General features: G+C 71.8%; 25 protein-coding genes. 15 read left to right on the forward strand and 10 right to left on the reverse strand.

What is annotated here, in order from left to right:
* The first annotated feature begins 119 nt into the window (after positions 1-119).
* The 4 genes from ACFY9S_RS25035 to ACFY9S_RS25050 all read left to right on the forward strand — a co-directional run bounded on the left by ACFY9S_RS25035 (position 120) and on the right by ACFY9S_RS25050 (position 3,808).
* A complete protein-coding gene (locus ACFY9S_RS25035; RefSeq protein WP_391132107.1) occupies positions 120-773 on the forward strand; it encodes an N-acetylmuramoyl-L-alanine amidase in 654 nt (217 codons plus the stop codon).
* A 94-nt stretch (positions 774-867) separates the two neighbouring features.
* Positions 868-1,266 carry a luciferase family protein gene (locus ACFY9S_RS25040; RefSeq protein ID WP_391132109.1) on the forward strand — a complete coding sequence of 133 codons (399 nt, stop codon included), beginning with the start codon at positions 868-870 and terminating at the stop codon, positions 1,264-1,266.
* Positions 1,267-1,269: 3 nt separating this feature from the next.
* A complete protein-coding gene (locus ACFY9S_RS25045; RefSeq protein ID WP_391132110.1) occupies positions 1,270-2,445 on the forward strand; it encodes an NUDIX domain-containing protein in 1,176 nt (391 codons plus the stop codon).
* 127 nt (positions 2,446-2,572) lie between these two features.
* Entirely contained in the window at positions 2,573-3,808 is a 1,236-nt protein-coding gene (locus ACFY9S_RS25050) for a phosphodiester glycosidase family protein (protein ID WP_391132112.1), read from the forward strand.
* A gap of 2 nt (positions 3,809-3,810) precedes the next feature.
* Here ACFY9S_RS25050 and ACFY9S_RS25055 read toward each other — a convergent pair whose 3' ends face one another.
* From ACFY9S_RS25055 to ACFY9S_RS25080, 6 genes are all read right to left on the reverse strand, one after another.
* Positions 3,811-4,005: a hypothetical protein gene (locus ACFY9S_RS25055; RefSeq protein ID WP_102912059.1), complete on the reverse strand. Its 195-nt coding sequence runs from the start codon at positions 4,003-4,005 to the stop codon at positions 3,811-3,813.
* 120 nt (positions 4,006-4,125) lie between these two features.
* The gene (locus ACFY9S_RS25060) at positions 4,126-4,989 is read right to left on the reverse strand and encodes a phosphatidylinositol-specific phospholipase C/glycerophosphodiester phosphodiesterase family protein (RefSeq protein WP_391132115.1); all 864 of its coding nucleotides are present in this window, start codon (positions 4,987-4,989) and stop codon (positions 4,126-4,128) included.
* Between the two features lie 201 nt (positions 4,990-5,190).
* The gene (locus ACFY9S_RS25065) at positions 5,191-6,264 is read right to left on the reverse strand and encodes an acyl-CoA dehydrogenase family protein (RefSeq protein ID WP_391132116.1); all 1,074 of its coding nucleotides are present in this window, start codon (positions 6,262-6,264) and stop codon (positions 5,191-5,193) included.
* Positions 6,261-7,478, reverse strand: coding sequence for an acyl-CoA dehydrogenase family protein (locus ACFY9S_RS25070; protein ID WP_391132118.1), 1,218 nt, complete (start codon positions 7,476-7,478; stop codon positions 6,261-6,263). The genes ACFY9S_RS25065 and ACFY9S_RS25070 overlap by 4 nt, the downstream gene beginning before the upstream one ends.
* Positions 7,475-8,440 (reverse strand): zinc-binding dehydrogenase, encoded by a 966-nt coding sequence (locus ACFY9S_RS25075; protein ID WP_391132120.1) that lies wholly within the window; start codon positions 8,438-8,440, stop codon positions 7,475-7,477. The genes ACFY9S_RS25070 and ACFY9S_RS25075 overlap by 4 nt, the downstream gene beginning before the upstream one ends.
* Positions 8,441-8,555: 115 nt before the next feature.
* Positions 8,556-9,128 (reverse strand): cupin domain-containing protein, encoded by a 573-nt coding sequence (locus tag ACFY9S_RS25080; RefSeq protein ID WP_391132122.1) that lies wholly within the window; start codon positions 9,126-9,128, stop codon positions 8,556-8,558.
* Positions 9,129-9,205: 77 nt separating this feature from the next.
* Here ACFY9S_RS25080 and ACFY9S_RS25085 point away from each other — a divergent pair, with 77 nt between their 5' ends.
* Positions 9,206-10,147, forward strand: a complete 942-nt coding sequence (locus ACFY9S_RS25085) for an FAD-dependent oxidoreductase (protein WP_391132124.1) — start codon at positions 9,206-9,208, stop codon at positions 10,145-10,147.
* 48 nt (positions 10,148-10,195) lie between these two features.
* Here ACFY9S_RS25085 and ACFY9S_RS25090 read toward each other — a convergent pair whose 3' ends face one another.
* The gene (locus ACFY9S_RS25090; RefSeq protein ID WP_391132126.1) at positions 10,196-10,636 is read right to left on the reverse strand and encodes a GNAT family N-acetyltransferase; all 441 of its coding nucleotides are present in this window, start codon (positions 10,634-10,636) and stop codon (positions 10,196-10,198) included.
* A 171-nt stretch (positions 10,637-10,807) separates the two neighbouring features.
* Between ACFY9S_RS25090 and ACFY9S_RS25095 the strand changes: the two genes are divergently transcribed.
* From ACFY9S_RS25095 to ACFY9S_RS25110, 4 genes are all read left to right on the forward strand, one after another.
* Positions 10,808-12,346 carry an ATP-dependent DNA ligase gene (locus ACFY9S_RS25095; protein WP_391132128.1) on the forward strand — a complete coding sequence of 513 codons (1,539 nt, stop codon included), beginning with the start codon at positions 10,808-10,810 and terminating at the stop codon, positions 12,344-12,346.
* Positions 12,343-12,801, forward strand: coding sequence for an NUDIX domain-containing protein (locus ACFY9S_RS25100; RefSeq protein WP_102912330.1), 459 nt, complete (start codon positions 12,343-12,345; stop codon positions 12,799-12,801). Before ACFY9S_RS25095 ends, ACFY9S_RS25100 begins: the two co-directional genes overlap by 4 nt.
* A gap of 76 nt (positions 12,802-12,877) precedes the next feature.
* Entirely contained in the window at positions 12,878-14,263 is a 1,386-nt protein-coding gene (locus ACFY9S_RS25105) for an NADP-dependent succinic semialdehyde dehydrogenase (RefSeq protein WP_391132131.1), read from the forward strand.
* A 25-nt stretch (positions 14,264-14,288) separates the two neighbouring features.
* Positions 14,289-14,525, forward strand: a complete 237-nt coding sequence (locus ACFY9S_RS25110; protein WP_033307522.1) for a DUF6213 family protein — start codon at positions 14,289-14,291, stop codon at positions 14,523-14,525.
* Positions 14,526-14,588: 63 nt separating this feature from the next.
* Here ACFY9S_RS25110 and ACFY9S_RS25115 read toward each other — a convergent pair whose 3' ends face one another.
* The gene (locus ACFY9S_RS25115; protein ID WP_391132133.1) at positions 14,589-15,245 is read right to left on the reverse strand and encodes a transcriptional regulator; all 657 of its coding nucleotides are present in this window, start codon (positions 15,243-15,245) and stop codon (positions 14,589-14,591) included.
* A gap of 37 nt (positions 15,246-15,282) precedes the next feature.
* Between ACFY9S_RS25115 and ACFY9S_RS25120 the strand changes: the two genes are divergently transcribed.
* Positions 15,283-15,498 carry a hypothetical protein gene (locus ACFY9S_RS25120; protein ID WP_391132135.1) on the forward strand — a complete coding sequence of 72 codons (216 nt, stop codon included), beginning with the start codon at positions 15,283-15,285 and terminating at the stop codon, positions 15,496-15,498.
* Here ACFY9S_RS25120 and ACFY9S_RS25125 read toward each other — a convergent pair.
* On the reverse strand, positions 15,495-16,724 hold the full coding sequence (locus tag ACFY9S_RS25125) for an acyl-CoA dehydrogenase family protein (RefSeq protein ID WP_391132137.1): 1,230 nt from the start codon (positions 16,722-16,724) through the stop codon (positions 15,495-15,497). The genes ACFY9S_RS25120 and ACFY9S_RS25125 overlap by 4 nt on opposite strands.
* 172 nt (positions 16,725-16,896) lie before the next feature.
* On the opposite strand from ACFY9S_RS25125, the gene ACFY9S_RS25130 reads away from it, so the two are divergent.
* A complete protein-coding gene (locus tag ACFY9S_RS25130) occupies positions 16,897-17,538 on the forward strand; it encodes a TetR family transcriptional regulator (RefSeq protein WP_391132139.1) in 642 nt (213 codons plus the stop codon).
* 70 nt (positions 17,539-17,608) lie between these two features.
* Here ACFY9S_RS25130 and def read toward each other — a convergent pair whose 3' ends face one another.
* Positions 17,609-18,148 (reverse strand): peptide deformylase, encoded by a 540-nt coding sequence (def, locus tag ACFY9S_RS25135; protein WP_391132141.1) that lies wholly within the window; start codon positions 18,146-18,148, stop codon positions 17,609-17,611.
* A 158-nt stretch (positions 18,149-18,306) separates the two neighbouring features.
* Between def and ACFY9S_RS25140 the strand changes: the two genes are divergently transcribed.
* From ACFY9S_RS25140 to ACFY9S_RS25155, 4 genes are all read left to right on the forward strand, one after another.
* Positions 18,307-19,545 (forward strand): MurT ligase domain-containing protein, encoded by a 1,239-nt coding sequence (locus ACFY9S_RS25140; protein WP_033307230.1) that lies wholly within the window; start codon positions 18,307-18,309, stop codon positions 19,543-19,545.
* Positions 19,546-19,568: 23 nt separating this feature from the next.
* On the forward strand, positions 19,569-20,297 hold the full coding sequence (locus tag ACFY9S_RS25145; protein ID WP_102910632.1) for a type 1 glutamine amidotransferase: 729 nt from the start codon (positions 19,569-19,571) through the stop codon (positions 20,295-20,297).
* Between the two features lie 201 nt (positions 20,298-20,498).
* Entirely contained in the window at positions 20,499-21,524 is a 1,026-nt protein-coding gene (locus ACFY9S_RS25150; protein ID WP_102910631.1) for a 6-phosphofructokinase, read from the forward strand.
* Between the two features lie 167 nt (positions 21,525-21,691).
* Entirely contained in the window at positions 21,692-22,642 is a 951-nt protein-coding gene (locus ACFY9S_RS25155) for a cytochrome c oxidase assembly protein (protein WP_391132144.1), read from the forward strand.
* Positions 22,643-22,662 lie beyond the last annotated feature (20 nt).

The following is a 22,662-nucleotide window of genomic DNA, read 5'->3' on the forward strand; positions in this document are numbered from 1 at the left end:
GGCCGGCAGGCGTCGTAACTTGATCGCGCGGGCCGCGACCGCAACGCCGCCGCTCCGCGCAGTCGAGCACGAAACACCCTCCCGCCGAGCCCGGAAGGCACACACCCATGGAACTGAACATGGAACGGAATGTGGAACGGACCGCGGAACGGAATGTGGACGCGGAACGGAACACGGAACGGACAACCCCCTTTCCCAGCAGGCGAGGCATCCTCGCGGGCGCCGCCCTCACCGCCGTCCCCGCCGTCCTGCTCTCCGGCACCCGGGCCGATGCCCGTCCCCAGGCCGTCGACCACCCCGGAGCGGCGTGGCACCCGGCGAGCCGCAGGAACTACACCCCGTCCAACCGCCCCCGCGCTCACCCACTGCACTACGTGATCATCCACGTGGCGCAGACGACCTACTCCGGCACGCTGTCCGTCTTCCGGAACCCCAGGACGAAGGTGTCCGCGCACTACGTGGTGCGCTCCTCCGACGGGCATGTCGCGCAGTGCGTGCGTGATTCCGACATCGCCTGGCACTCGGGCAACTGGGACTACAACACCCGCAGCATCGGCATCGAGCACGAAGGCTGGGTGGACAGGCCCGGGTACTTCACCGACGCCATGTACGAGCGGTCGGCCCGGCTCACCGCGTCGATCTGCGAGAGGCACGGCATCCCGAGGAACCGGGGGCACATCATCGGCCATCACGAGGTACCGGGCAGCGACCACACCGACCCGGGCCGGCACTGGGACTGGAAGCGCTACCTCAGACTCGTCAAGTCCGCCTGAGCGGCAGGTCGGAAGCACTGCGATCCACCTCACGTCCCGGTTACGAATCGCTCAACCCCTGGTTGCGGACCGGCGAGCAGGCGACGATGGGGGCATGACTCTGGCCCAGCGCGCCATGGAGCGCCTGCAGGCCTGGCCCGACCTCATGGCGGGCCCGGCGAGTTGCGGTACCGGAAAGGCGCTCCGTTCCGTCCGTGACGAGATCGTTCACTTCCACTCCTCACGGGACGTGGACCTCCACCTCACTCGCCGGGCCATCCAGCGCATCCATGCCGACCTCGCCGGGTCGAGCGCGATCCACCTGCTGCCCGGCTCGGGCTGGGCGACGATCCACCTCGACTGCGAGGCGGACATCGACCTGCTGCTGAGCCTGGTGAGCATCGCCCTCAAGGCCCACCAGGCGCCCCCCGCCGATGACGACGGGCCGTGGCCGGCCGGGTGCAACTTCCGACGGGTCACGGTGCTTCCGCGAGACGCCGTGGCGGGAGGCTGAACCTTGGGCCACGAACCGGAGTCGGTCAACGCCGAGGCCTGGGACGCGTACGGGGAGCACCATCTGCGACGGGGCACGGTGCTGCCCGAAGCGGCGGGCATCGACTGGGGGTTCGAGGGCGGCGGGCCGGGGAGCGAGGTGCTCGGGGAACTGACGGGCCGGCGGGTGCTGGACCTCGGCTGCGGTACGGCACGGCACGCCGCTCACCTGGTCCGGGCTCACGGCGCGCTGGTGGACGCGGTCGACGCCTCGGCCGGGCAGTACGAGCGGGCCCGGGCCCGCTACGGCTCACTGCCCGGGCTGCGGCTGGTCCTCGGCGACGCCGTGGAGCATCTGCGGGCGGCCGAGCCGTACGACGTCGTCTACTCCGTCAACGCCGTCCCGTACGTCGATCCACACCGGTTGCTGCCCGCCCTCGCCGGGGCGCTGAGGCCGGGTGGCAGGCTCTGCTTCACGGTGCTGCACAGCAACAGCCGGGGTGACGGACCGTCGGACCGGGTCGCCGCCCGGCCCGAGATCCTGCGGCTGGCGGGTGGCACTGAGGTCACCGTGCACATGTGGGTGCTCGCGCCGGAGGTCTGGACTGCGCTGCTCACCGAGTACGGGCTCCGCGTGGAGGGGATCGACGTCCTCGACACGCCGGAGGAGGGCAACAGGGCCTCCTACCGGCTCTTCCGGGTGACCCGGCCCGTCCGGGTCTCCTCCCGGCCGCGCGTCGTCGACAAGGCGCCGCCGGCGCACGCCGCGATAGGGGTGGGTGCCGTCCTGTACGGGCCGCGCGGGCTGCTTCTGGGCCGCCACCGGCGCGGGACGTGGGAATTGCCGGGCGGGACGGTGGAGCCCGGCGAGTCGTTGCAGGAGACGGTCGTACGGGAGCTCGGCGAGGAGACGGGCCTCGCGGCGCGGCCCGAGGACGTCCGGCTGCTCGGGACGCTCCTGGACGACGCGGGCGGTGTCGTCCGCGTGACCGTGCCCGCCCTGGTCACCGGCTGGCAGGGGGAGCCGTCGGACCAGCCCGGGGAGAGCGTGGGCCGCTGGCGCTGGTTCGCCCTGGACCGGCTGCCGGAGCAGCTGTTCGTGTGCAGCGCACAGGCCCTCACCGCCTGGCGCCCCGGTCTGCCGATCGACCACACGCCCGCGCACTGGACGCCGTACGCCACCGGGACGGGCGACAACTGAAGCACCCAGAGGGGTGCGATTTTTCAGCCGTTCCCGCGTAGGGGGCGCTCAGCCGCCTTGTCGGCCCCCGTGGTCTGGTGCACTGCCCCTGAGGGTCCCGACAGTTGACGAGGCATCAGGGGGCACGGTGGCAGGTCGTCGCGGGCGACGCGGTGCGGGCAGAGCGGTACTGGCGTTCCTCACTGCATTCGGCGCGCTGACCGGTGCGGCCCTGGCGGGGGCGGCTCCGGCCGGCGCCGTCCAGAAGGGCGTGCGGGTCGCACCGGGCGTGACGTACGAGGAGTTCGACATCACGGCGGCCAAGGGGGTGACGCACGCACACGTGCTGAGGGTCGACCTGGGCAACCCGCAGGTACGGGTCGATCTGCTGTACCCGGGGGCGGTGGCCGCACGGGGGCGGGTCTCGGCGATGGCGAACAGCCAGGGCGCGGTGGCCGGTGTCAACGGTGACTTCTTCAACATCACCGAGACGCAGCACCCGGGTGTCGAGGCGACCGGCGCGAGTGTGGGTCCGGCGATCGCGGCCGGGCGGACGCTCAAGGCGGCCGTGCCGAACGGTCAGCGTTTCGGGCCGGCGCTGCCGCCCGGCACGACCACCGAGGACGTGTTCGGCGTCGGCACCGACGGGCGGGCGCGGCTGGACCGGCTGACGCTGAAGGGGTCGGTCAGTACGGCCGAGGCGCAGCTGCCTCTCGGCGGGCTCAATCAGTACGCGCTGCCGGTGGGTTCGGTCGGTGCGTTCACCTCCGAGTGGGGCAGCGTCTCCCGGGTGCGCGCCACGTGTGGCACGGACACCGACCGTGCCGCTCCGTGCAGCACCGACACCTATGAGGTGACGGTCCGCGACGGCGTGGTCGTCTCGGCCGCCGACACCCCGGGCAGCGGCCCCATCGCCGCGGGAACCACCGTGCTGGTCGGCCGGGAGGCGGGCGCCCAGCAGCTGCGCAAGTTCTCCACCGGTGAACCGGTCGAGGTCGATCACGGTCTCGTGGCGGCCGGGGACGGCGTCGCCTACCAGCTCGCCGTCGGCGGCTACCCGGTGCTCTCCGGCGGTCAGCCGCTGCCGGGGCTCGACAACACGACGTCGGCCGTCCGTACCGCCGTGGGGATCGCCGACGGCGGGCGGCGCGTGCTGCTGCTCGCGCTGGACGGTGCCGCCGCCTACCGCAGCGGCCTGACGATCGCCGAAGTCGCCGGCACTCTGCGGAAGCTGGGCGCCGAGGACGCCTTCAGCCTGGACGGCGGCGGGTCGTCGACCCTGGTCGCGCGGCAGCCGGGCGCGAGCGCGGTCTCCGTGCGCAACCACCCCAGCGGCGGCGCCGAACGCCCCGTCCCGAACGGTATCGGCGTGTTCTCGGGGTGACGTCAGGGCCGCAGGCCGCTGACGATCTCGGCCGTCGCCGTGATGCCGCTGTGGATGGTGGGCGCGATGCTGGTGCCGGCCAGGTAGAAGCCGAGCAGCAGGCAGACCAGCGCGTGGGAGACCTTCAGCCCGCCGTTGCGCAGGAAGATCACCGCAAGGATCACGAGCAGCAGCACCACAGAGATGGAAATGGCCATCGTCAACTCCTCCGCCACGCCGCCATGTCCTGTTCACGGCGTTCGGCCGCAAGTGTGGCGTAGCGGAGGGTTCGTCCGGGCGGCTGAGCTGTCCGCCGAACGTGTGGTGTCCTCCTGCACCTAGACAGCCCGCCGGGCGTCGAGGAACGCCTCCAGTCCGGCGAGGTCGTCGGTGTTGAGGTGGTCGACGCCTGCGGCGAGCAGTTCGCCCCAGAGCGCGTCGCGGGCGGGGCCGGCCAGGTCCGGGGTCGCCCAGAACCGCACCTTCCGCCCCCGCTTGTGGGCTGTCCTGGTGATGTCCCGCAGCTTCTGCCGCTCGGCGGCCGGGAAGGCGCCGACACCCCGCCAGGTGAAGTTGAGCGTCCAGTTGTCGCTGATCAGCGGGATGAGGGAGGCCGGTGCGCGGCTGCCGAGGTCGGCGAGGCGGCCGTCGTAGAAGGCGCGCCGGACGCTCTGGGCCTCCATGGGCGCGCGGGCCGCGCGGTCGCCGGAGATCACGGCGGTGACCGGGCCGCGGCGGACGCGGCCGTGGGCGTACGTCGTGAACAGGTGGCGGTGGCGCTTGAGGTGGCGGTCGAGTTCGAGGTAGGTCGACGAGCCCTCGGTCTTGATGTCGATGAGCAGATTCAGTGAGCCGCGGTGACCCCGGTACACCGTGCCGCTGTGGGCGCGGACGCGGGCGGCGAGCGGGTCGAGGTAGAGGGACTCCAGAGTGCGGGAGGGGTCGAGGTCCTCCGGGTCGTGGGCGACGAGGAGCTGGTCGCCCACGAGGTAGATGTCGGCTTCGACGCTGCCGAAGCGGTGGTCGAGGGCGTCGAACAGCGGGCGCGGGTGCTCGTAGTCGTTGTGGGCATGGGCGTGCCACAACGGGCGGGGCCTGTGGGGGCGTTCGCCGGCCGGTGCGGGGGCGGCGGGGAGGGCGATCGAGCCCGCGAGGGCTGCGCCGAGGGTGGTGAGGGCCGTGCGACGGGTGGTGAGGGCCATGCTCTGCCTCCCTGGAGATGCCGTACGGGAACCCTGCGAGTATGGGCTCCCGCCAGCTCAAGGAGCAGGCTCGGTAACGGAGTTGGCCGGACCGCCGTCACGCGTTCACTTCACCGGTCCGGGCACGCGGAAAGGCCCGCCCCTGGTGGGACGGGCCTTCCGGTGATTCCCGGCCGTGCAGCGGTATTGGCCGAATGGGTGTCAGGGGGCCTGGAGGTCGGCCAGTGCGGCCAGCGCCTCCCGGTGGGCGCCCGGCGTGCCGTAGGCGATCGAGTCGGCCTTGGCGCGCTTGAGGTACAGATGCACGGGGTGCTCCCACGTCATGCCGATGCCGCCGTGCAGTTGCAGGGCTTCCTCGGCGGCGTGCACGGCCACGGGTGCCGCGTAGGCCTGGGCGACGGTGACGGCTACGTCCGCGTCGTCGCCGTTCGCCAGGGCGTCGGCGGCGTTGCGGGCGGCCGCGCGGGTGTTGACGACCTCCAGCCACAGCTGGGCCAGCCGGTGCTTGATCGCCTGGAAGCCGCCGACGGGCCGGTTGAACTGCTTGCGTTCCTTCAGGTAGCGGACGGTCTCCGTCAGCGTCCACTCGGCCAGTCCGCACTGCTCGGAGGCGAGCAGCCCGGCGCCGGCGCGCAGGGCTCGACGTACGGCGGGTTCTGCGTCGCCCAGCAGCCGGCCCCGCACCCCGTCGAGGGTGACCGTCGCGAGCGGCCGGGTCAGGTCCAGGGAGGTCTGCGGCGTGACGGTCGCGGTGGTGGCGTCGACGGCGTACAGCCCGCCGTCGTCGGCCGGCACGAGCAGCACGTCGGCCACGGCCGCGTCCGCGATGCCGGTCAGTTCGCCGTGCAGCAGCCCGCCCTCGTGCCGGACGACCCGGTATGCGGCACCCGGTGCGACGTCGAGGGCGACCGCGAGGGCGCCGATCGCAGTCCCGGTCGCGAGGTCGCGCAGGAGGTCGTCGGTGCCGCAGGCCAGCAGGGCCTCGGTGGCGACGACCGCGCTCGTCAGGTACGGCACGGGCGCGACCGCGCGTCCCAGTTCCTCCAGTACGACGGCGGCTTCGCGGTGCGTGGCGCCCTGGCCGTCCAGTTCCTCGGGCACCAGCAGGCCGGCGAGGCCCATGCCGTCGGTGAGCGCCTTCCACAGGGCCAGGTGGTGCGGGGTGCCCGACTCGGTGCGGGCGATGACGCCGGGGGCGTCGCAGTGGTCGGTGAGCAGGGCGCGGACGGCGGCGCGCAGCGCGTCTTCCTCTTCCGAGTACAACAGGTCGCTCATCGGGCGAGGTCCTTCCAGGCGACGTCCTTGTCGGTGCGCGGCTCGGGGGGCAGGCCCAGGACGCGCTCGGCGACGATGTTCAGCAGGACCTCGCTGGTCCCGCCCTCGATGCTGTTGCCCTTGGAGCGCAGGTAGCGGTAGCCCGCTTCGCGGCCGGTGAAGTCGACCAGCTCCGGGCGCCGCATGGTCCAGTCGTCGTACAGCAGGCCCTCTGCGCCGAGGAGTTCCACCTCCAGGCCGCTGATCTCCTGGTTGAGGCGGGCGAAGGCCAGCTTCATGCCGGCGCCCTCGGGCCCGGGCTGGCCCGCGACGAGCTGCTGGCGCAGCCGCTCGGCGGTGAGGCGGGAGACCTCGGACTCCACCCACAGCTTCAGCAGCCGCTGGTGCAGGTCGTGGGTGCGCAGTTCGGGCCGCTCGCGCCAGGTCTTCGAGATCGGGCCGATCATGCCGCCCTCGCGGGGCAGCCGCATGCCGCCGATGGCCACGCGCTCGTTGTTGAGCGTGGTCTGGGCGACCCTCCAGCCGTCGCCGACCTCGCCGAGGCGGTGCGCGTCGGGGATGCGGACGCCGGTGAGGAACACCTCGTTGAACTCGGCCTCGCCGGTGACCTGCCGCAGCGGCCGCACCTCGACGCCCGGGTCGGTCATGTCGCACACGAAGTAGGTGATGCCCCGGTGCTTGGGCACGTCCGGGTCGGTGCGGGCGATGAGGATCGCCCAGCGGGCCACATGGGCGCTGGACGTCCACACCTTCTGCCCGTTGACGATCCAGTCTCCTCCGCCCCCGGCCGCGCTCGAGCCGGAGGGGCTCCCGTCCTCGCGCACGGCCCGGGTGCCCAGGGCGGCGAGGTCGGATCCGGCGCCCGGCTCGCTGAACAGCTGGCACCAGACCTCCTCACCTGTCCACAGCGGCCTGAGGAACCGCCGCTTCTGCTCCTCGGTGCCGTACTGGAGGATCGTCGGAGCGGCCATGCCTAGGCCGATGCCGATGCGCCGCGGGTCGTTGTCGGGCGCCCCGGCTCCCTCCAGTTCGGCGTCCACGACGGCCTGGAGGGAGCGGGGAGCGCCGAGTCCGCCGAGGCCCTCCGGATAGTGCACCCAGGCGAGTCCGGCGTCGAAGCGGGCCCGCAGGAAGTCCAGGCGGTCGGTGGAGGCCGGCGGGTGTGCGGCCAGCAACTCCCGGGTGCGGCTGCGCAGTTCTTCGACGCCGGTCATGCTGCCTCCTCCATGACGACCGCGATCCTGCCGGTGGTCAGACCGTCCGCCACCTTCTGCACGGCGCCTGCCGCGCCGCCGAGCGGCACGCGCTCGCTCACCAGCGGCTTGATCGCGCCCCGCGCGGCCAGGCCGGTGAGCTGCTCGTGGCAGTGCTGGACCAGCTTGGGATTCTTGGTGTTGTACAGGCCCCAGTGCAGGCCGAGGATCGAGTAGTTCTTCACCAGGGCGTGGTTCAGACCCGGGTTCGGGATCGTGCCGCTGGCGAAGCCGACGACCACAATGCGTCCCTCGAAGGCGACGGCCTTGGCGGACTGGGTGTAGGCCTCGCCGCCGACGGGGTCGTAGATCACGTCGGCGCCCCGGCCGCCGGTGGCCTCCTTGACGGCGGCGACGACGTCCTCGGAGCGCCGGTCGATCACGACGTCACAGCCCAGCTCGCGCGCGACGGCCGCCTTCGCGGAGCCGCCGACGACACCGATGACGGTGGCGCCGGCGGCCTTCCCGAGCTGCACGGCCGCGCTGCCGACCCCTCCGGCGGCAGCGTGGACGAGCAGGGTCTCGCCGGCCTCCAGACCGGCCCGGCGGTGCAGACCGAACCAGCCGGTCTGGTAGCCGATGTGCAGGGCCGCGGCCTCGGCGTCGTCCAGGGCGTCCGGCGCGGGCAGCAGCGCGCCGGCGTCCGCGACGGCGTACTCGGCGAAGCCGCCGTGCGGCAGTGCCGGGTTGACGATCACCCGGCGGCCGTCCTGGGTCTCGCCGCAGATCTCCACGCCCGGGGTGAACGGCAGCGGCGGCCTGACCTGGTAGTGGCCACGGCAGAGCAGGGCGTCCGGGAAGTTGATGTTGGCCGCACGCACCTTCAGCAGGACCTGGCCGTCACCGGGGGTGGGCGGCTCCACGTCCTGGAGCCGCATCACCTCGCCCGGTTCGCCGTTCTCGTGCACTTGCCATGCCTGCATGCGGGGCCTCCACGGGGGACTGCTGCGTCTGTCCGGGGTCGGTTCGCATACTAAGCGGTCGCTTGCCGACTAGGGAACCGTCCCCGGCAAAGTCCGCCCGGAGACTTCCCGTACGTCATGCGCCTTTCGGCCGCGCCCGCACATGCATCCGCTCGCCCTGCGGCCCGAACAGGCTGAGGAACTCCACCGGCCCCTCCCCCGTCGACCCGAACCAGTGCGGCACCCGCGTGTCGAACTCGGCGGCCTCTCCCGCCGTGAGCACCACGTCGTGCTGGCCCAGCACCAGGCGCAGCTTCCCGGACAGCACGTACAGCCACTCGTAGCCCTCGTGCGTCCGGGGATCGGGCTCCTGCCTGCGCTTCGGTTCGAGGACCTTGTAGGCCTGCAGGCCGCCGGGCTGGCGGGTGAGCGGCCAGTGGGTGCGGCCGCCCATCACGATCGGCTTGGACCGCACGCGCGGATCTCCGGCCGACGGGGCGCCGACCAGCTCGTCCAGCGCCACCTGGTGGGCGCGCGCGATCGGCAGCAGCAGTTCCAGACTGGGTTTACGCAGGCCGGACTCCAGCCGCGAGAGGGTGCTGACGGAGATCCCGGTGGTCTCGGAGAGCGCCGCCAGGGTCACCTCCCGTTCCTTGCGCATCTGCCGCAGCCGGGGGCCCACGCCCGCGAGTACCTCGTCCGTCGTCATGGCCGTATTGCAGTTTCGGCAACCTTGTTTGTCAATCCCGCAGGCCCGGGGCGACGCTCGGCAGCGGAGGTGGTCACATGACCGAGAAGTACGCGGTGGTCGTCATCGGCGGAGGCGCGGCAGGCCTGTCCGCCGCGCTGGTGCTGGGGCGGGCCCGGCATCGCACGCTGGTGGTCGACGCGGGAGAGCCGCGCAACGCGCCCGCGGCGCACATGCAGGGCTACCTGTCCCGAGACGGCATGCCGCCCGCCGAGTTCCTGGCCGTCGGCCGGGAGGAGATCGCGCGCTACGGCGTGGAGCTCGCCCGGGACCGGGTGGTGGAGGTGGAGAAGGGCGATCACTTCACCGTGGTTCTGGCGGGCGGCCGTGCCGTGCGGGCCCGGCGGCTGGTGGTCGCCACCGGTCTGAAGGACGATCTGGCCGCCGTCCCCGGGGTCGCCGAGCGGTTCGGCCGGGACGTTCTGCACTGCCCCTTCTGCCACGGCTGGGAAGTGCGCGACCAGCCGTTCGGGGTGCTGGCCACGAGCCCGGCGAGCGTGCACCAGGCGCTGATGGTGTCCCAGTGGTCGAAGGACGTGCGGTTCTTCCTGCACACCGTCGCGGAACAGGAACTGTCCGACGAGGATCTGCGCCGGCTCGCCGCGGCCGGGGTGGACGTGGTGCCCGGGGAGGTCGCGGAGCTGGTGACGGAGGACGACCGGCTCACCGGCATCCGGCTCGCGGACGGTACGACGCACGCCCGCTCGGTGCTCTTCACCGCCCCGCGGGCCGTACCGCAGACCGGCCTGCTGGAACGGCTCGGCGCCGAGCTGCACGAGACGCCGTTCGGCGCGTACCCGGTGGTCGACGCGACCGGCCTGACCACCGTGCCCGGCGTGTGGGCCGCGGGCAACGCCGTCGGTTTCGCCGAGCAGGTCGTGCACGCGGCGAGCGGCGGGTACCGGGCGGCGTCCGCGATCGTCGGGGACCTGCTGATGACGGACCTCGACGCGGCAGTGCGGGGGCAGAGCCCGGCGTAGCCACTCGACGCTCACCGGGCCGGGGCGTGGCGCCCCGGCCTGCTCGGGTCAGGAGAGACGCAGATCGACGTAGGGCACGGTGTCGCCCGGCAGCACGTACCGCTCGATCTCGACGAAGCCGTGCTTGCGGGCGAACCGCAGCCCGTCCTCGTTCGTGGCCAGGACCACCGTTTCGATCGCCTTGGCTCCCGACGCCCGTGCCCGGTCCAGCCCTCGCTCATAGAGCTGCCCGCCGAATCCCCGCCTTCGATGGGGGCCGAGCACGCGGGCGATCACCGTGGCCGTCGCGGTGTCGTCCGCCGGTGGGCGTACGGTGCTGCAGCCCACGAGCGCGTCCCCGAGGTACGCGACTTCGAGGTGATGGCGCTCCGCGCGGTCGCGCACGTCGCCCGTCGACAGATGGTGGGTGGGTATGACCGTGTTGTGGACGTACCGCCAGTCCCGGAGCGCGCCGTCGTCGTCAGGCCTGCGGATGCGGAGTTCGGACATCGCAGCAGGAGAACCCGCGTACGCCGCGCGCGTCAACCGGTTCGGGCCGCGCCGGCGAAGCGCGGTGGGAACCGATGGCGCACGGCCGGCCTGACCCGTGCCGAGACGACACGGCCCGCCGGACCCGGTCGCCCAGGTGTAGGGGCCCCGCCTGAGGTGCACCATGGCTGCATGCTGCTGCACCGGCTGGCCCTAGTGTCCCAGGAGGTCGCCGCCACCTCGGCGCGGTCCCGGAAGACGGCCCTGCTCGCGGAGCTGTTCCGGGACGCCGAGGCCGAGGACGTGCCCATCGTCATCCCGTATCTGGCGGGACGGCTGCCGCAGGGCCGGATCGGCGTCGGCTGGAAGGTGCTGAGCCAGTCGGTCGATCCGGCCGCCGAGCCGCGCCTGACCGTGCGGGACGTGGACGCCCGCCTCGCGGAGCTCGCCAGGGTGTCCGGCCCTGGCTCCCAGGCGGAACGGACGCGGCTGGTGGCGGAGTTGATGGGCGCGGCCACCGAGACCGAGCAGCGGTTCCTGCTCGGCCTGCTCACCGGCGAGGTCCGGCAGGGCGCCCTGGACGCGGTGGCGGTCGAGGGGCTGGCCCAGGCGACCGGGGCGCCCTCAGCGGACGTACGGCGGGCCGTGATGCTCGCGGGTTCCCTCCAGACGGTGGCCGAGGCGCTGCTCGCGGACGGCCCCGCCGCTCTCGACCGCTTCTGTCTCACCGTGGGCCGCCCGGTGCTGCCGATGCTGGCGCACAGCGCCTCGTCGGTGGCCGAGGCGGTCGGCAAGCTGGGCGCCTGCGCGGTGGAGGAGAAGCTGGACGGCATCCGGGTCCAGGTGCACCGCGACGGCGACACCGTGCGGCTCTACACCCGCACCCTCGACGACATCACCGACCGTCTGCCCGAAGTGACGGCCGCCGCTCTGGAGTTGCGGGGCGGGCGGTTCATCCTGGACGGCGAGGTGATCTCCTTCGACGAGGGCGGGCGCCCCCGCTCGTTCCAGGAGACCGCCGGCCGTGTGGGCTCCCGCACGGACGTGGCTACGGCTGCCCGCGCGGTGCCCGTCTCCCCCGTCTTCTTCGACGCGCTGTCCGTCGACGGCCACGACCTGCTCGACCTGCCCTTCGCCGAGCGGCACGCCGAGCTGGCCCGCCTGGTGCCCGAGCCGATGCGGGTGCGGCGCACGCTGGTGTCCGGACCGGACGACACGCCCGCGGCGGAGGAGTTCCTCGCCGGGACCCTGAAGCGCGGCCACGAGGGCGTCGTCGCCAAGGCGCTCGACGCCTCCTACAGCGCGGGGCGGCGCGGCGCCTCCTGGCTGAAGATCAAGCCCGTCCACACCCTCGACCTGGTCGTCCTGGCCGCCGAGTGGGGCCACGGCCGCCGAACCGGCAAGCTCTCCAACCTCCACCTGGGCGCCCGCACCGCCGACGGCGGTCTCGCCATGCTCGGCAAGACGTTCAAGGGCATGACCGACGCGATGCTCACCTGGCAGACCGAACGCCTCCAGCAGCTCGCCGTCGATTCCGACGACTTCGTGGTGACCGTCCGCCCGGAACTCGTCGTCGAGATCGCCTACGACGGGCTGCAGCGCTCCACCCGCTACCCGGCCGGCGTGACCCTCCGCTTCGCCCGGGTGGTCCGCTACCGGGAGGACAAGCGCCCGGAGGACGCCGACACGGTCGAGACGCTGCTGGCCGCCCATCCGGAGGTGAAGCCGTGAAGCGCAGTGCGGGTCTGCTGCTCTTCCGCACCACGGACGACGGCCTCGAAGTCCTGCTAGGACACATGGGCGGACCGTTCTTCGCCCGGCGCGACACCGGAGCGTGGACCGTCCCCAAGGGCGAGTACGAGCCGGACGAGCCCGCCTGGGAGGCCGCCCGGCGAGAGTTCCGGGAGGAGCTGGGGCTGCCCCCGCCCGACGGCGAGGCAATCGACCTCGGCGAGGTCCGGCAGACCAACGGCAAGATCGTCACGGCCTGGGCGGTCCGGGCGGATCTCGACCCGGCGGCTATCGTGCCCGGCACGTTCCGGATGGAGTGGCCCCCGCGCTCCGGCGAGCTCCAGGAGTTCCCCGAACTGGACCGGGTGGCGTGGTTCGGCCTCGACCGGGCCCGCGCGGTGATCGTCAAGGCCCAGGCGGCGTTTCTCGACCGGCTCGCGGAGCACTCGGCCTGAGGAGACGCTCCCGCGTTGCGGTCCCCTCCGCCGCGCGGGAAGGTCGATACACAGCCCGCTCCGAGGGAGGTCAGCCATGCCCATCGCAACGGTGAACCCGGCGAACGGCGAGACGCTCAAGACGTACGAGGCCATGGACGAGCAGGAGATCGAGCGCCGGCTCCAGCTCGCGCAGGCCACGTTCCGCACGTACCGGACGACGACCTTCGACGAGCGCGCCCGGCTGCTGCACCGGGCCGCCGACCTTCTCGAAGAGGACCAGCAGGACATCGCCCGCGTGATGACCACCGAGATGGGCAAGCCGGTCCAGCAGGCCCGGGCCGAGGCGGCGAAGTGCGCCAAGGCGATGCGCTGGTACGCCGACCACGCCGAGGAACTGCTCGCCGACGAGGAGCCGGCCGATGCCGACGTGAAGGACTCCGGAGCCTCACGCGTCCGGGTGCGCTACCGCCCGCTCGGGCCGGTGCTTGCGGTGATGCCGTGGAACTTCCCGCTGTGGCAGGTGGTCCGGTTCGCCGCTCCCGCGCTGATGGCGGGCAACGTGGGCCTGCTCAAGCACGCCTCGAACGTCCCGCAGACCGCCCTCTACCTGGAGGACCTCTTCCACCGGGCGGGCTTCACCGAGGGCACCTTCCAGACCCTGCTGATCGGCTCCGCCGCGGTCGACGAGATCCTGCGCGACGAGCGGGTCAAGGCCGCCACCCTCACCGGCAGCGAGCCCGCGGGCCGCGCGGTCGCTTCCACCGCCGGGGAGATGATCAAGAAGACGGTGCTGGAGCTGGGCGGCAGCGACCCGTTCGTCGTCATGCCCTCCGCCGACATCGACCGGGCCGCGAAGGTCGCGGTGACCGCACGGGTGCAGAACACCGGGCAGTCCTGCATCGCCGCGAAGCGGTTCATCGTGCACACGGACGTCTACGACGCCTTCGCCGAGCGGTTCGCCGAGGGCATGAAGGCGCTGAAGGTCGGCGACCCCATGGCCGACGACACGGAGGTCGGGCCGCTCTCCAGCGAGCAGGGGCGGCGTGATCTGGAGGAACTGGTCGACGACGCGGTGCGCGACGGTGCGCAGGTGCTGTGCGGTGGCGAACGGCCGGACGGGCCGGGCTGGTACTACGCGCCGACGATCCTCGCCGGCATCACCCGCGAGATGCGGATCCACCGCGAGGAGGCGTTCGGGCCGGTCGCCACGCTCTACCGGGCGGCCGACCTGGACGAGGCCGTGCTGATCGCGAACGATTCGCCGTTCGGGCTGAGTTCGAACGTGTGGACGCGGGACGAGGACGAGGTCGACCGGTTCGTACGGGATCTGGAGGCCGGTGGGGTGTTCTTCAACGGCATGACGGCGTCCCATCCGGCGTTCCCGTTCGGCGGTGTGAAGCGGTCCGGGTACGGGCGTGAGCTGTCCGGGCACGGAATCAGGGAGTTCTGCAACATCACCACTGTTTGGCATGGTGCGTGAGTGTTGCGGGGCTACGATCACGTCTGTGAACCGCGAAGTGACTCTGCCTCTGATCGTCGACGACCGCGGGACCTTGCAGGTGGCCGCGGCGGATGTCAGCAAGCTGTTGCGGACGGTGGGGGGTCGGTGGGTGCGGCTGGTGGAGGGCGGGGAGTCGGGGCTGGACGAGGACACGGTCGCCGAGTTGGCCATTGAGCTGGCGAAGCTGGCCGATCGTATTGACGTGGCCTGTATCGCGCACAGCAGCGGGACCGCGACGTAACTGTGGCGTACGCGGGTGTATGTGGCCGTGTAGGTGGCTGTCGCGCAGTTCCCCGCGCCCCTTTCAGCGAGTCCCGCTCAGCGCCGTCCAGAACATCGCCTCGTACGCTTGGAGCAGGCGGCCGTATGTGCGAACTCGTGCTTGATCGAGGCGCCCGGCGTCCAGAGCCGCCTCCACCGCTGCTGTCGCCAGCCGGTCCAGGTCGGGTGACTCTTCCGCGAAGAAGTCGAAGAAGGCGCAGGCCTCGTCGGTGAAGCCGTAGTGCTCGCGCAGTGCCGTGGCGATGGTCGCGCAATAGCCGCCCCATGCCGAGAAGTTGGCCGTCAGCGCCGGCACCACGTCCGCCGGTGCGGCGTTGAGTGCCAGCCAGGCCACGTACGCGGGGTACGCCTGGCAGCCGGGAAGCGGCTCGTACGACGCCTCCTGCGCGCGGCACGCCCGAGCGAAGGCGACCAGTCGCCCGCCTGCCAGCGCCTCACCCTCCGCGAGAGTCGTGAAGAAGGCAGCGGCCTCCGGATCGGCCGCTGCGGAGCGGACGGCCAGGTGCTCGAACGCGCGACGGTCGGCGGGGATCACCCAGGTCTGTTCGAGAGCGAGCGCGGCGAGGGTGGCGCGGGGTGCCGTACCGGCGGCGATCCGGGGGACCAAGGGGTTGGTGTCCGGGTCCGGGGCGAGGGCCGCCGTGGTCGTCCGCAGCAGGTCCAGGGCCGGGTGCGTCATCGCTTCCTCCGTCAAGCGTCCGTCAACCGTCGTCGATGTGCCGGGACGAGCCTGGCACGTCGCCCCCGGCCGCGGAGCGGTCCGGCGCGAAGCCGGCGTGCCCGCGGGGATTCGTGCGGGAGTCCCGTTCGGGCAACCGCACGCGTTCACCGACCCGACGGACACGCCGGCGAAGATGTCCTCCGAGCCGGTGATCGAGGAACTACGGGCGCGCAGCGCCATCGAGCGGCTGACGCCGCTCGGACAGCGCTAGCGGATGGGCACGCCGGCGAGGGTCCGGGCGATCACCAGGCGCTGGATCTCGCTCGTGCCCTCGAAGATGGTGTAGATGGCCGCGTCCCGGTGCATGCGCTCGACCGGGTACTCCCGGGTGTAGCCGTTGCCGCCGAGGATCTGGATCGCCTGGGCCGTGACCGTCTTGGCCGTCTCGCTCGCGAACAGCTTGGACATCGAGCCCTCGGCCGCGGTGAACGGCTTGCCGTTGACCGCCATCCAGGAGGCCCGCCAGACGAGGAGCCGGGCCGCGTCGATGGACGTGCGCATGTCGGCGAGCTGGAACGCCACGCCCTGGTTGTCGACGATCGGCCTCCCGAACTGCTCCCGCGTGGTGGCGTAGTCGAGGGCGACCTCGTACGCGGCCCGGGCGGTTCCGACGGCCATGGCGCCGACGGCCGGGCGCGAGGCCTCGAACGTGGCCATCGCCGCGTTCTTCACGCGCTCCCCACCACCCTGCCTGGCCCTCTCCCGGGCGCGGGCGAGCCGCTCGTCGAGCTTCTCCTTGCCGCCGAGCAGGCAGGAGCCGGGCACCCGCACGTTGTCCAGGACGACCTCGGCGGTGTGCGAGGCGCGGATGCCGTGCTTCTTGAACTTCTGGCCCTGGGACAACCCCTCGGTGCCCGGCGGGACGATGAAGGAGGCGTGGCCCTTGGAGCCGAGCTCGGGGTCGACGACCGCGACCACGACGTGGACGTTGGCGATGCCGCCGTTGGTCGCCCAGGTCTTGGTGCCGTTGAGCACCCACTCGTCCTTGGCCTCGTCGTACACGGCCCGGGTGCGCATGGAGGCCACGTCGGAGCCGGCGTCGGGCTCGGAGGAGCAGAACGCGGCCACCTTGACGTCGGCGGCGTCGCCGTACATCTGGGGGATCCAGGTGCCGATCTGCTCCTCGGTGCCGTTGGCGAGGACGCCGACGGCGGCGAGGCCGGTGCCGACGATGGACAGGGCTATGCCCGCGTCTCCCCAGAACAGCTCCTCCATCGCCATGGGGATGCCGAGGCCGGTGGGGTCGAAGTACTGCTGGGCGTAGAAGTCCAGGGAGTAGATGCCGACCTTGGCGGCCTCCTGGATGACCGGCCAGGGAGTCTCCTCACGCTCGTCCCATTCGGCGGCCGCGGGGCGGATCACGTCGGCCGCGAAGCCGTGAAGCCAGTCCCGGACCTCCTTCTGTTCGTCGTTGAGCTCCATGGTGAACTCGGCCATGTCGTCCCCTTCAGCGGCACACGTGCATGTTACTTGCGGTAACAGCAGTCTGTTACCGGTGGGTAGTCGAAGTCAACTCCTACCGACCGGTCGGCACCCGTTCGGTGCCCTGGGCATGCTTCAGTGTTAGTTTGCGCAGGCGTTATCGAAACAGCACGGGTGGGGAGAGACCATGGACACCACGCAGCGGACCGATCAGCAACGGTCCGCCGATCGCCGTCGGCGTGAGCTGCTGGAAGCCGCCGACCGAGTGGTGCTGCGCGACGGCCCGCAGGCTTCGATGAACGCGATCGCCGCGGAAGCCGGCATCACCAAGCCGATTCTCTACCGGCACTTCGGCGACAAGGGCGGACTCTACGCGGCCCTGGCCATGCGGCACACGGACGCGCTGCTGGACTCGCTGCGGGCGGCGCTGGACGCGCCGGCGGACCGGCGGGAGCGGGTCGAGGCGACGCTGGACACCTACCTCACGGCGATCGAGGCGCGACCCCAGGTGTACCGGTTCCTGATGCACCCCGCGGAGGGGAGCCCCGGGGATCAGGGCTTCGATGTCGGCAAGCACAGTGCGCCGTTGCTGCGGCGGATGGGTGAGGAGCTGGCGCAGGTCATCGAGGAGCGGCTGGATCTCGGGCCGGGCGGGCAGCAGCTGGCGCGGGTGTGGGGGCACGGGATCGTCGGCATGATGCATGCGGCCGGGGACTGGTGGCTGGGCGAACGGCCCTGTTCTCGTGCGGAGTTGGTGCGGAGTCTTGCCGATCTGTTGTGGGGGCGGCTTGCGGCGGCCGGGGACAGGGTCGGGGGCCCGGGTTTCTGACCGTTGTGGTTCGGCTGACCGCCCGTGGGGGTTGCTCGCGCCGTTCCCCGGGCCCCTGAGGGACATACGCTCACCGGCGCCATGAAGCCCTGACGACCTGGCGCATCAGCCTGCGGTGGCGCCAGCCGCTCAGGTGATCCGCGTAGACGCGGCCCTCCACGTGGTCGCACTCGTGTTGCAGGCAGCGGGCGAAGAAGCCCGTGCCGTGGACGGTGACGGGCTCCCCCGTGACCGTGAAACCCTCGACCACCGCATGGTCGTAGCGCTCCGTGCCCGCTTCCAGGCCCGGCAGGGACAGACAGCCCTCCGGGCCCCGGATCACCACGCCGTCCTTCTCGGTCAGGCGCGGGTTGATCACGTGGCCCACATGGCGGACGTCCTCGTCGTCCGGGCAGTCGTAGACGAAGACCCGCAGGCCCTCGCCGATCTGGTTGGCGGCGAGGCCGACGCCCTGGGCGGCGTACATGGTCGCGAACAAGTCCTCGACGAGCCTGGCCAGTTCGGGGCCGAAGTCGGTGACCTCAGCACAGGGCGAGTGCAGGACGGGATCGCCGTGCAGGGTGAGGGGTCTCACGCGGCCGCGGGTGCCGGGGATGGGGCTCTGTCGCATGGCGGCAAGAGTAAGGTCCTGTCGGTCCGCGCCTCCCACACGAGTTCGCCACAGTGCCGCGGTTCGGGAGTGCGAATGGATCTCGATAGGCTGAGGTCCACACCACGTGGCCGTCAGGCTTCAAGGCGCGGCGCGTACGCAAGGAGGATCGAGAACTGATGGCAGGCAACTCGGACCCGCTCTCGCCGCGGGCCAAGCTGGCCGTGACCGCGGGCAAGGCGGTCGCGGCGGCATCGCGCGCCGCAGGGCGCGGCAGCGGTTCGGTGATCGGCGGCCGGGTCGCGCTGAAACTCGACCCCGACCTCCTCGCCCGGCTCGCCCAGAACCTGGACGTGATCCTGGTCTCCGCGACGAACGGCAAGACCACCACCACCCGGCTCATCGCCGAGGCCCTGCGCGCGGCGGGACCGGTCGTCTCCAACGCGCTCGGCGCCAACATGCCGGCCGGCATCACCTCGGCCCTCGCCGGCAGCTCGGACGCCCGCTACGGCGTCATCGAGGTCGACGAGAAGTACCTCGCCGGCGTCGCCCGGGACACCGCCCCGAAGTGCATCGCCCTGCTCAACCTCTCGCGCGACCAGCTCGACCGCGCCGCCGAGACCCGCATGCTCGCCGAGAACTGGCGGGAGGGACTCGCGGGTTCCAAGGCCGTGGTCGTGGCCAACTGCGACGACCCGCTGGTGGTGTGGGCGGCGTCGTCCTCCCCCAACGTGATCTGGGTCGCGGCGGGGCAGATGTGGAAGGACGACGCCTGGTCCTGCCCGTCGTGCGGTGGCGTGATGCAGCGCCCGGGCGACGACTGGTTCTGCGGCGAGTGCGGATTCCGCCGTCCGACGCCGAGCTGGGCGCTCTCCGGCGACCACGTGCTCGACCCGCACGGCTCGGCCTGGCCGATCCACCTCCAGCTGCCCGGCCGCGCCAACAAGGCGAACGCCGCCTCGTCGGCCGCCGTCGCCGCCGTGTTCGGGGTGCCGCCGCAGGTCGCTCTGGAGCGCATGTACCAGGTGCAGGCGGTCGCCGGGCGCTACGACGTCGTCCAGTTCCAGGGCCGTGACCTGCGGCTGCTGCTCGCGAAGAACCCGGCCGGCTGGCTGGAGACGTTCTCCCTGATCGACCCGCCGCCCACCCCGGTCATCCTGTCGGTGAACGCGCGCTCCGCCGACGGCACCGACACGTCCTGGCTGTGGGATGTCGACTACTCACGTCTGACCGGCCACCCGATCTGCGTCGTCGGCGACCGGCGGCTGGACCTGGCGGTGCGCCTGGAGGTCGCCGACCAGCACTTCCAGGTCTACGAGAACCTCGACCAGGCGGTGGCGGCGTGCCCGCCGGGCCGGATCGAGGTCATCGCCAACTACACGGCGTTCCAGGACCTGCGCCGCCGCGTCGGCAACTGAGCACGAGACGTCAGGGGACTTTTGTGAGCGACAACCAACTGCGGGTCGTCTGGATCTATCCCGACCTGCTCAGCACCTACGGCGACCAGGGCAACGTCCTCGTCGTCGAACGCCGGGCCCAGCAGCGCGGCCTGGACGTGGCCCGGCTGGACGTGCGCAGCGACCAGCCGATCCCGACCTCCGGCGACATCTACCTGATCGGCGGCGGCGAGGACCGGCCGCAGCGGCTCGCCGCCGAGCGGCTGCGCCGGGACGGCGGACTGACCCGTGCCGTGGAGAACGGCGCCATCGTGTTCTCCGTGTGCGCCGGCTACCAGATCCTCGGCCACGAGTTCATCAACGACCTCGGCCAGCGCGAGCCCGGCCTCGGGCTGCTGGACGTGGTGTCGGTGCGCGGCGAAGGCGCGCGGTGCGTCGGTGACGTGCTGGGCGACATCGACCAGCGTCTCGGCCTGCCCCCGCTGACCGGCTTCGAGAACCACCAGGGCGTCACCCACCTGGGCCCCACCGCCCGCCCCCTCGCCCAGGTGCGGTTCGGCAACGGCAACGGCACGGGCGACGGCACGGAGGGCGCGTACAACGACACCGTCTTCGGCACGTACATGCACGGGCCGGTGCTGGCGCGCAACCCGCTGATCGCGGACCTGCTGCTGAAACTGGCCCTCGACGTCAACGCCCTGCCGCCGACCGACGACCGCTGGTACGAGGCACTGCGCAACGAGCGGATCGCCGCTGCTCAGCAGCCCGCGTAGAGGCAGCGCCGCAGCGTGCCCGGGCACGCGTCAACCTGCTGGTCAACAGCCCGTATGACGGCCCATCCGCACAGGTGAGCGGGGTCGTCCAGCAGGCGGACGCGTGCTTCGGTCCGGCCCCTCGATGCCGCTAGGGTGGCGGGGATTCCAGCCGGACAACGCGGTCCGGTCCCCGGCCCACGTTGAGAAGGTATTCGGGCTATGCGCATTGGTGTCCTCACGTCCGGCGGCGACTGCCCCGGCCTGAACGCCGTCATCCGGTCCGTCGTGCACCGCGCCGTCGTCGACCACGGCGACGAGGTCATCGGCTTCCGGGACGGCTGGAAAGGCCTCCTGGAGTGCGACTACCTCAAGCTCGACCTCGACGCGGTGGGCGGCATCCTCGCCCGCGGCGGCACGATTCTCGGGTCCTCCCGGGTCCAGCCCTCCCAGCTGCGGGACGGTGTGGAGCGGGCCAGGGGGCATGTCGAGGAGCTCGGCCTCGACGCGATCATCCCCATCGGCGGCGAGGGCACCCTCAAGGCCGCCCGGCTGATGGCGGACAGCGGTCTGCCCATCGTGGGCGTGCCGAAGACCATCGACAACGACATCGCCGTCACGGATGTCACCTTCGGCTTCGACACGGCCGTCGGGGTGGCGACCGAGGCCCTGGACCGGCTGAAGACCACCGCCGAGTCGCACCAGCGGGTCCTGGTGGTCGAGGTCATGGGCCGGCACACCGGCTGGATCGCCCTGCACTCCGGCATGGCGGCCGGCGCGCACGCCATCGTCGTCCCCGAGCGGCCCTTCGACATAGAGGAGCTGACCCGCCGGGTGGGCGAGCGGTTCGAGGCGGGCAAGCGCTTCGCGATCGTCGTCGCGGCCGAGGGGGCCAAGCCCCGGGCCGGGACCATGGAGTTCGACGAGGGCGGCAAGGACATCTACGGGCACGAGCGGTTCGCCGGGATCGCGCGGCAGCTGTCCGTGGAGCTGGAGGGACGGCTGGGGAAGGAAGCCCGGCCGGTGATCCTCGGACACGTGCAGCGGGGCGGTACGCCGACCGCCTACGACCGGGTGCTGGCCACGCGGTTCGGGTGGCATGCGGTGGAGGCCGTGCACCGGGGTGAGTTCGGGCAGATGACCGCGCTGCGCGGGACCGACATCGTGATGGTGCCGCTGGCCGAGGCCGTCAAGACGCTGAAGACCGTGCCGGAGGACCGGTACGAAGAGGCGGAGTGCGTTCTCTGAGGCCGTGCTGATCCGCCGGGTGCGGGTTGTGTGTCAGGCGGCGGAGCCGCATATCGGTACAGCCCCGCGCCCTGAGTTCGCCCCCGGTCACCTGTGTGACCGGGGGCGGTTCTACTCTTGTGGGCGGACAGATGGCTGCACACCCCCACGAAACAGGAGCCGGCGGAATGGATCACAGCGGGCACGGCATGACCATGGACCTGCCGCCGTTCACGCTGGGGCGAGGGCTGGAGTGGTCGGCGGACCCGTTCTTCCTCGCCGCCTGCCTGACCGGGCTCGCGCTGTACGGGTGGGGGGTCGTGCGGCTCGTCCGGCGCGGTGACAAGTGGCCCGTGGGGCGGACGGTCGCCTTCGTTCTGGGCGTGCTGAGCATCATGCTCATGATGTGCACCCGGCTGAACGACTACGGCATGGTCATGTTCAGCGTGCACATGGTGCAGCACATGGTCATCAGCATGGTGTCGCCCATCCTCATCCTGCTCGGGGCGCCGATCACGCTGGCGCTGCGGGCGCTGCCGACCGCGGGGCGGGGGCGCAAGGGGCCGCGGGAACTGCTGCTGATGTTCCTGCACAGCCGGTACATGCGGATCATCACGCACCCGGCGTTCACGATCCCGCTGTTCATCGCGAGCCTGTACGGGCTGTACTTCACGCCCATCTTCGACACCCTGATGGGCTCCAAGCCCGGCCATGTCGCGATGATGGTGCACTTCCTCGCCGTCGGTCTGGTGTTCTTCTGGCCGATCATGGGCGTGGACCCGGGCCCGCACCGCCCGGGCTACCTGATGCGGATGCTGGAGCTGTTCGCGGGCATGCCGTTCCACGCGTTCTTCGGGATCGCGTTGATGATGGCGTCCGAGCCGATGGTCGAGACGTTCAAGAACCCGAGCGCCTCGCTCGGCATCGAGGCGCTCTCCGACCAGAACGCGGCGGGCGGCATCGCCTGGGCGTTCAGCGAGATCCCCTCCGTGCTGGTCCTGGTGGCCCTGCTGTTCCAGTGGTACGCCTCGGACCAGCGGCAGGCCAGGCGCACGGACCGGGCCGCCGACCGTGACGGGGACAAGGAACTGGAGGCGTACAACGCCTATCTGGCCTCGCTGAACGCGCAGGGGCGCTGAAGTCCTCTTCGGTACGGGCC

This window comes from Streptomyces sp. NPDC012474, from assembly GCF_042955185.1.
GTDB classification, from domain to species: Bacteria; Actinomycetota; Actinomycetes; order Streptomycetales; family Streptomycetaceae; genus Streptomyces; species Streptomyces cahuitamycinicus.

Bases quoted from the DNA above. Each gene is read 5' to 3' on its own strand.
- ACFY9S_RS25035 (WP_391132107.1), top strand. From the start codon at position 120: ATGGAACGGAATGTGGAACGGACCGCGGAACGGAATGTGGACGCGGAA.
- ACFY9S_RS25040 (WP_391132109.1), top strand. From the start codon at position 868: ATGACTCTGGCCCAGCGCGCCATGGAGCGCCTGCAGGCCTGGCCCGAC.
- ACFY9S_RS25055 (WP_102912059.1), bottom strand. From the start codon at position 4,005: ATGGCCATTTCCATCTCTGTGGTGCTGCTGCTCGTGATCCTTGCGGTG.
- ACFY9S_RS25060 (WP_391132115.1), bottom strand. From the start codon at position 4,989: ATGGCCCTCACCACCCGTCGCACGGCCCTCACCACCCTCGGCGCAGCC.
- ACFY9S_RS25065 (WP_391132116.1), bottom strand. From the start codon at position 6,264: ATGAGCGACCTGTTGTACTCGGAAGAGGAAGACGCGCTGCGCGCCGCC.
- ACFY9S_RS25070 (WP_391132118.1), bottom strand. From the start codon at position 7,478: ATGACCGGCGTCGAAGAACTGCGCAGCCGCACCCGGGAGTTGCTGGCC.
- ACFY9S_RS25075 (WP_391132120.1), bottom strand. From the start codon at position 8,440: ATGCAGGCATGGCAAGTGCACGAGAACGGCGAACCGGGCGAGGTGATG.
- ACFY9S_RS25080 (WP_391132122.1), bottom strand. From the start codon at position 9,128: ATGACGACGGACGAGGTACTCGCGGGCGTGGGCCCCCGGCTGCGGCAG.
- ACFY9S_RS25085 (WP_391132124.1), top strand. From the start codon at position 9,206: ATGACCGAGAAGTACGCGGTGGTCGTCATCGGCGGAGGCGCGGCAGGC.
- ACFY9S_RS25090 (WP_391132126.1), bottom strand. From the start codon at position 10,636: ATGTCCGAACTCCGCATCCGCAGGCCTGACGACGACGGCGCGCTCCGG.
- ACFY9S_RS25095 (WP_391132128.1), top strand. From the start codon at position 10,808: ATGCTGCTGCACCGGCTGGCCCTAGTGTCCCAGGAGGTCGCCGCCACC.
- ACFY9S_RS25105 (WP_391132131.1), top strand. From the start codon at position 12,878: ATGCCCATCGCAACGGTGAACCCGGCGAACGGCGAGACGCTCAAGACG.
- ACFY9S_RS25115 (WP_391132133.1), bottom strand. From the start codon at position 15,245: ATGACGCACCCGGCCCTGGACCTGCTGCGGACGACCACGGCGGCCCTC.
- ACFY9S_RS25125 (WP_391132137.1), bottom strand. From the start codon at position 16,724: ATGGCCGAGTTCACCATGGAGCTCAACGACGAACAGAAGGAGGTCCGG.
- ACFY9S_RS25130 (WP_391132139.1), top strand. From the start codon at position 16,897: ATGGACACCACGCAGCGGACCGATCAGCAACGGTCCGCCGATCGCCGT.
- def (WP_391132141.1), bottom strand. From the start codon at position 18,148: ATGCGACAGAGCCCCATCCCCGGCACCCGCGGCCGCGTGAGACCCCTC.
- ACFY9S_RS25140 (WP_033307230.1), top strand. From the start codon at position 18,307: ATGGCAGGCAACTCGGACCCGCTCTCGCCGCGGGCCAAGCTGGCCGTG.
- ACFY9S_RS25150 (WP_102910631.1), top strand. From the start codon at position 20,499: ATGCGCATTGGTGTCCTCACGTCCGGCGGCGACTGCCCCGGCCTGAAC.
- ACFY9S_RS25155 (WP_391132144.1), top strand. From the start codon at position 21,692: ATGGATCACAGCGGGCACGGCATGACCATGGACCTGCCGCCGTTCACG.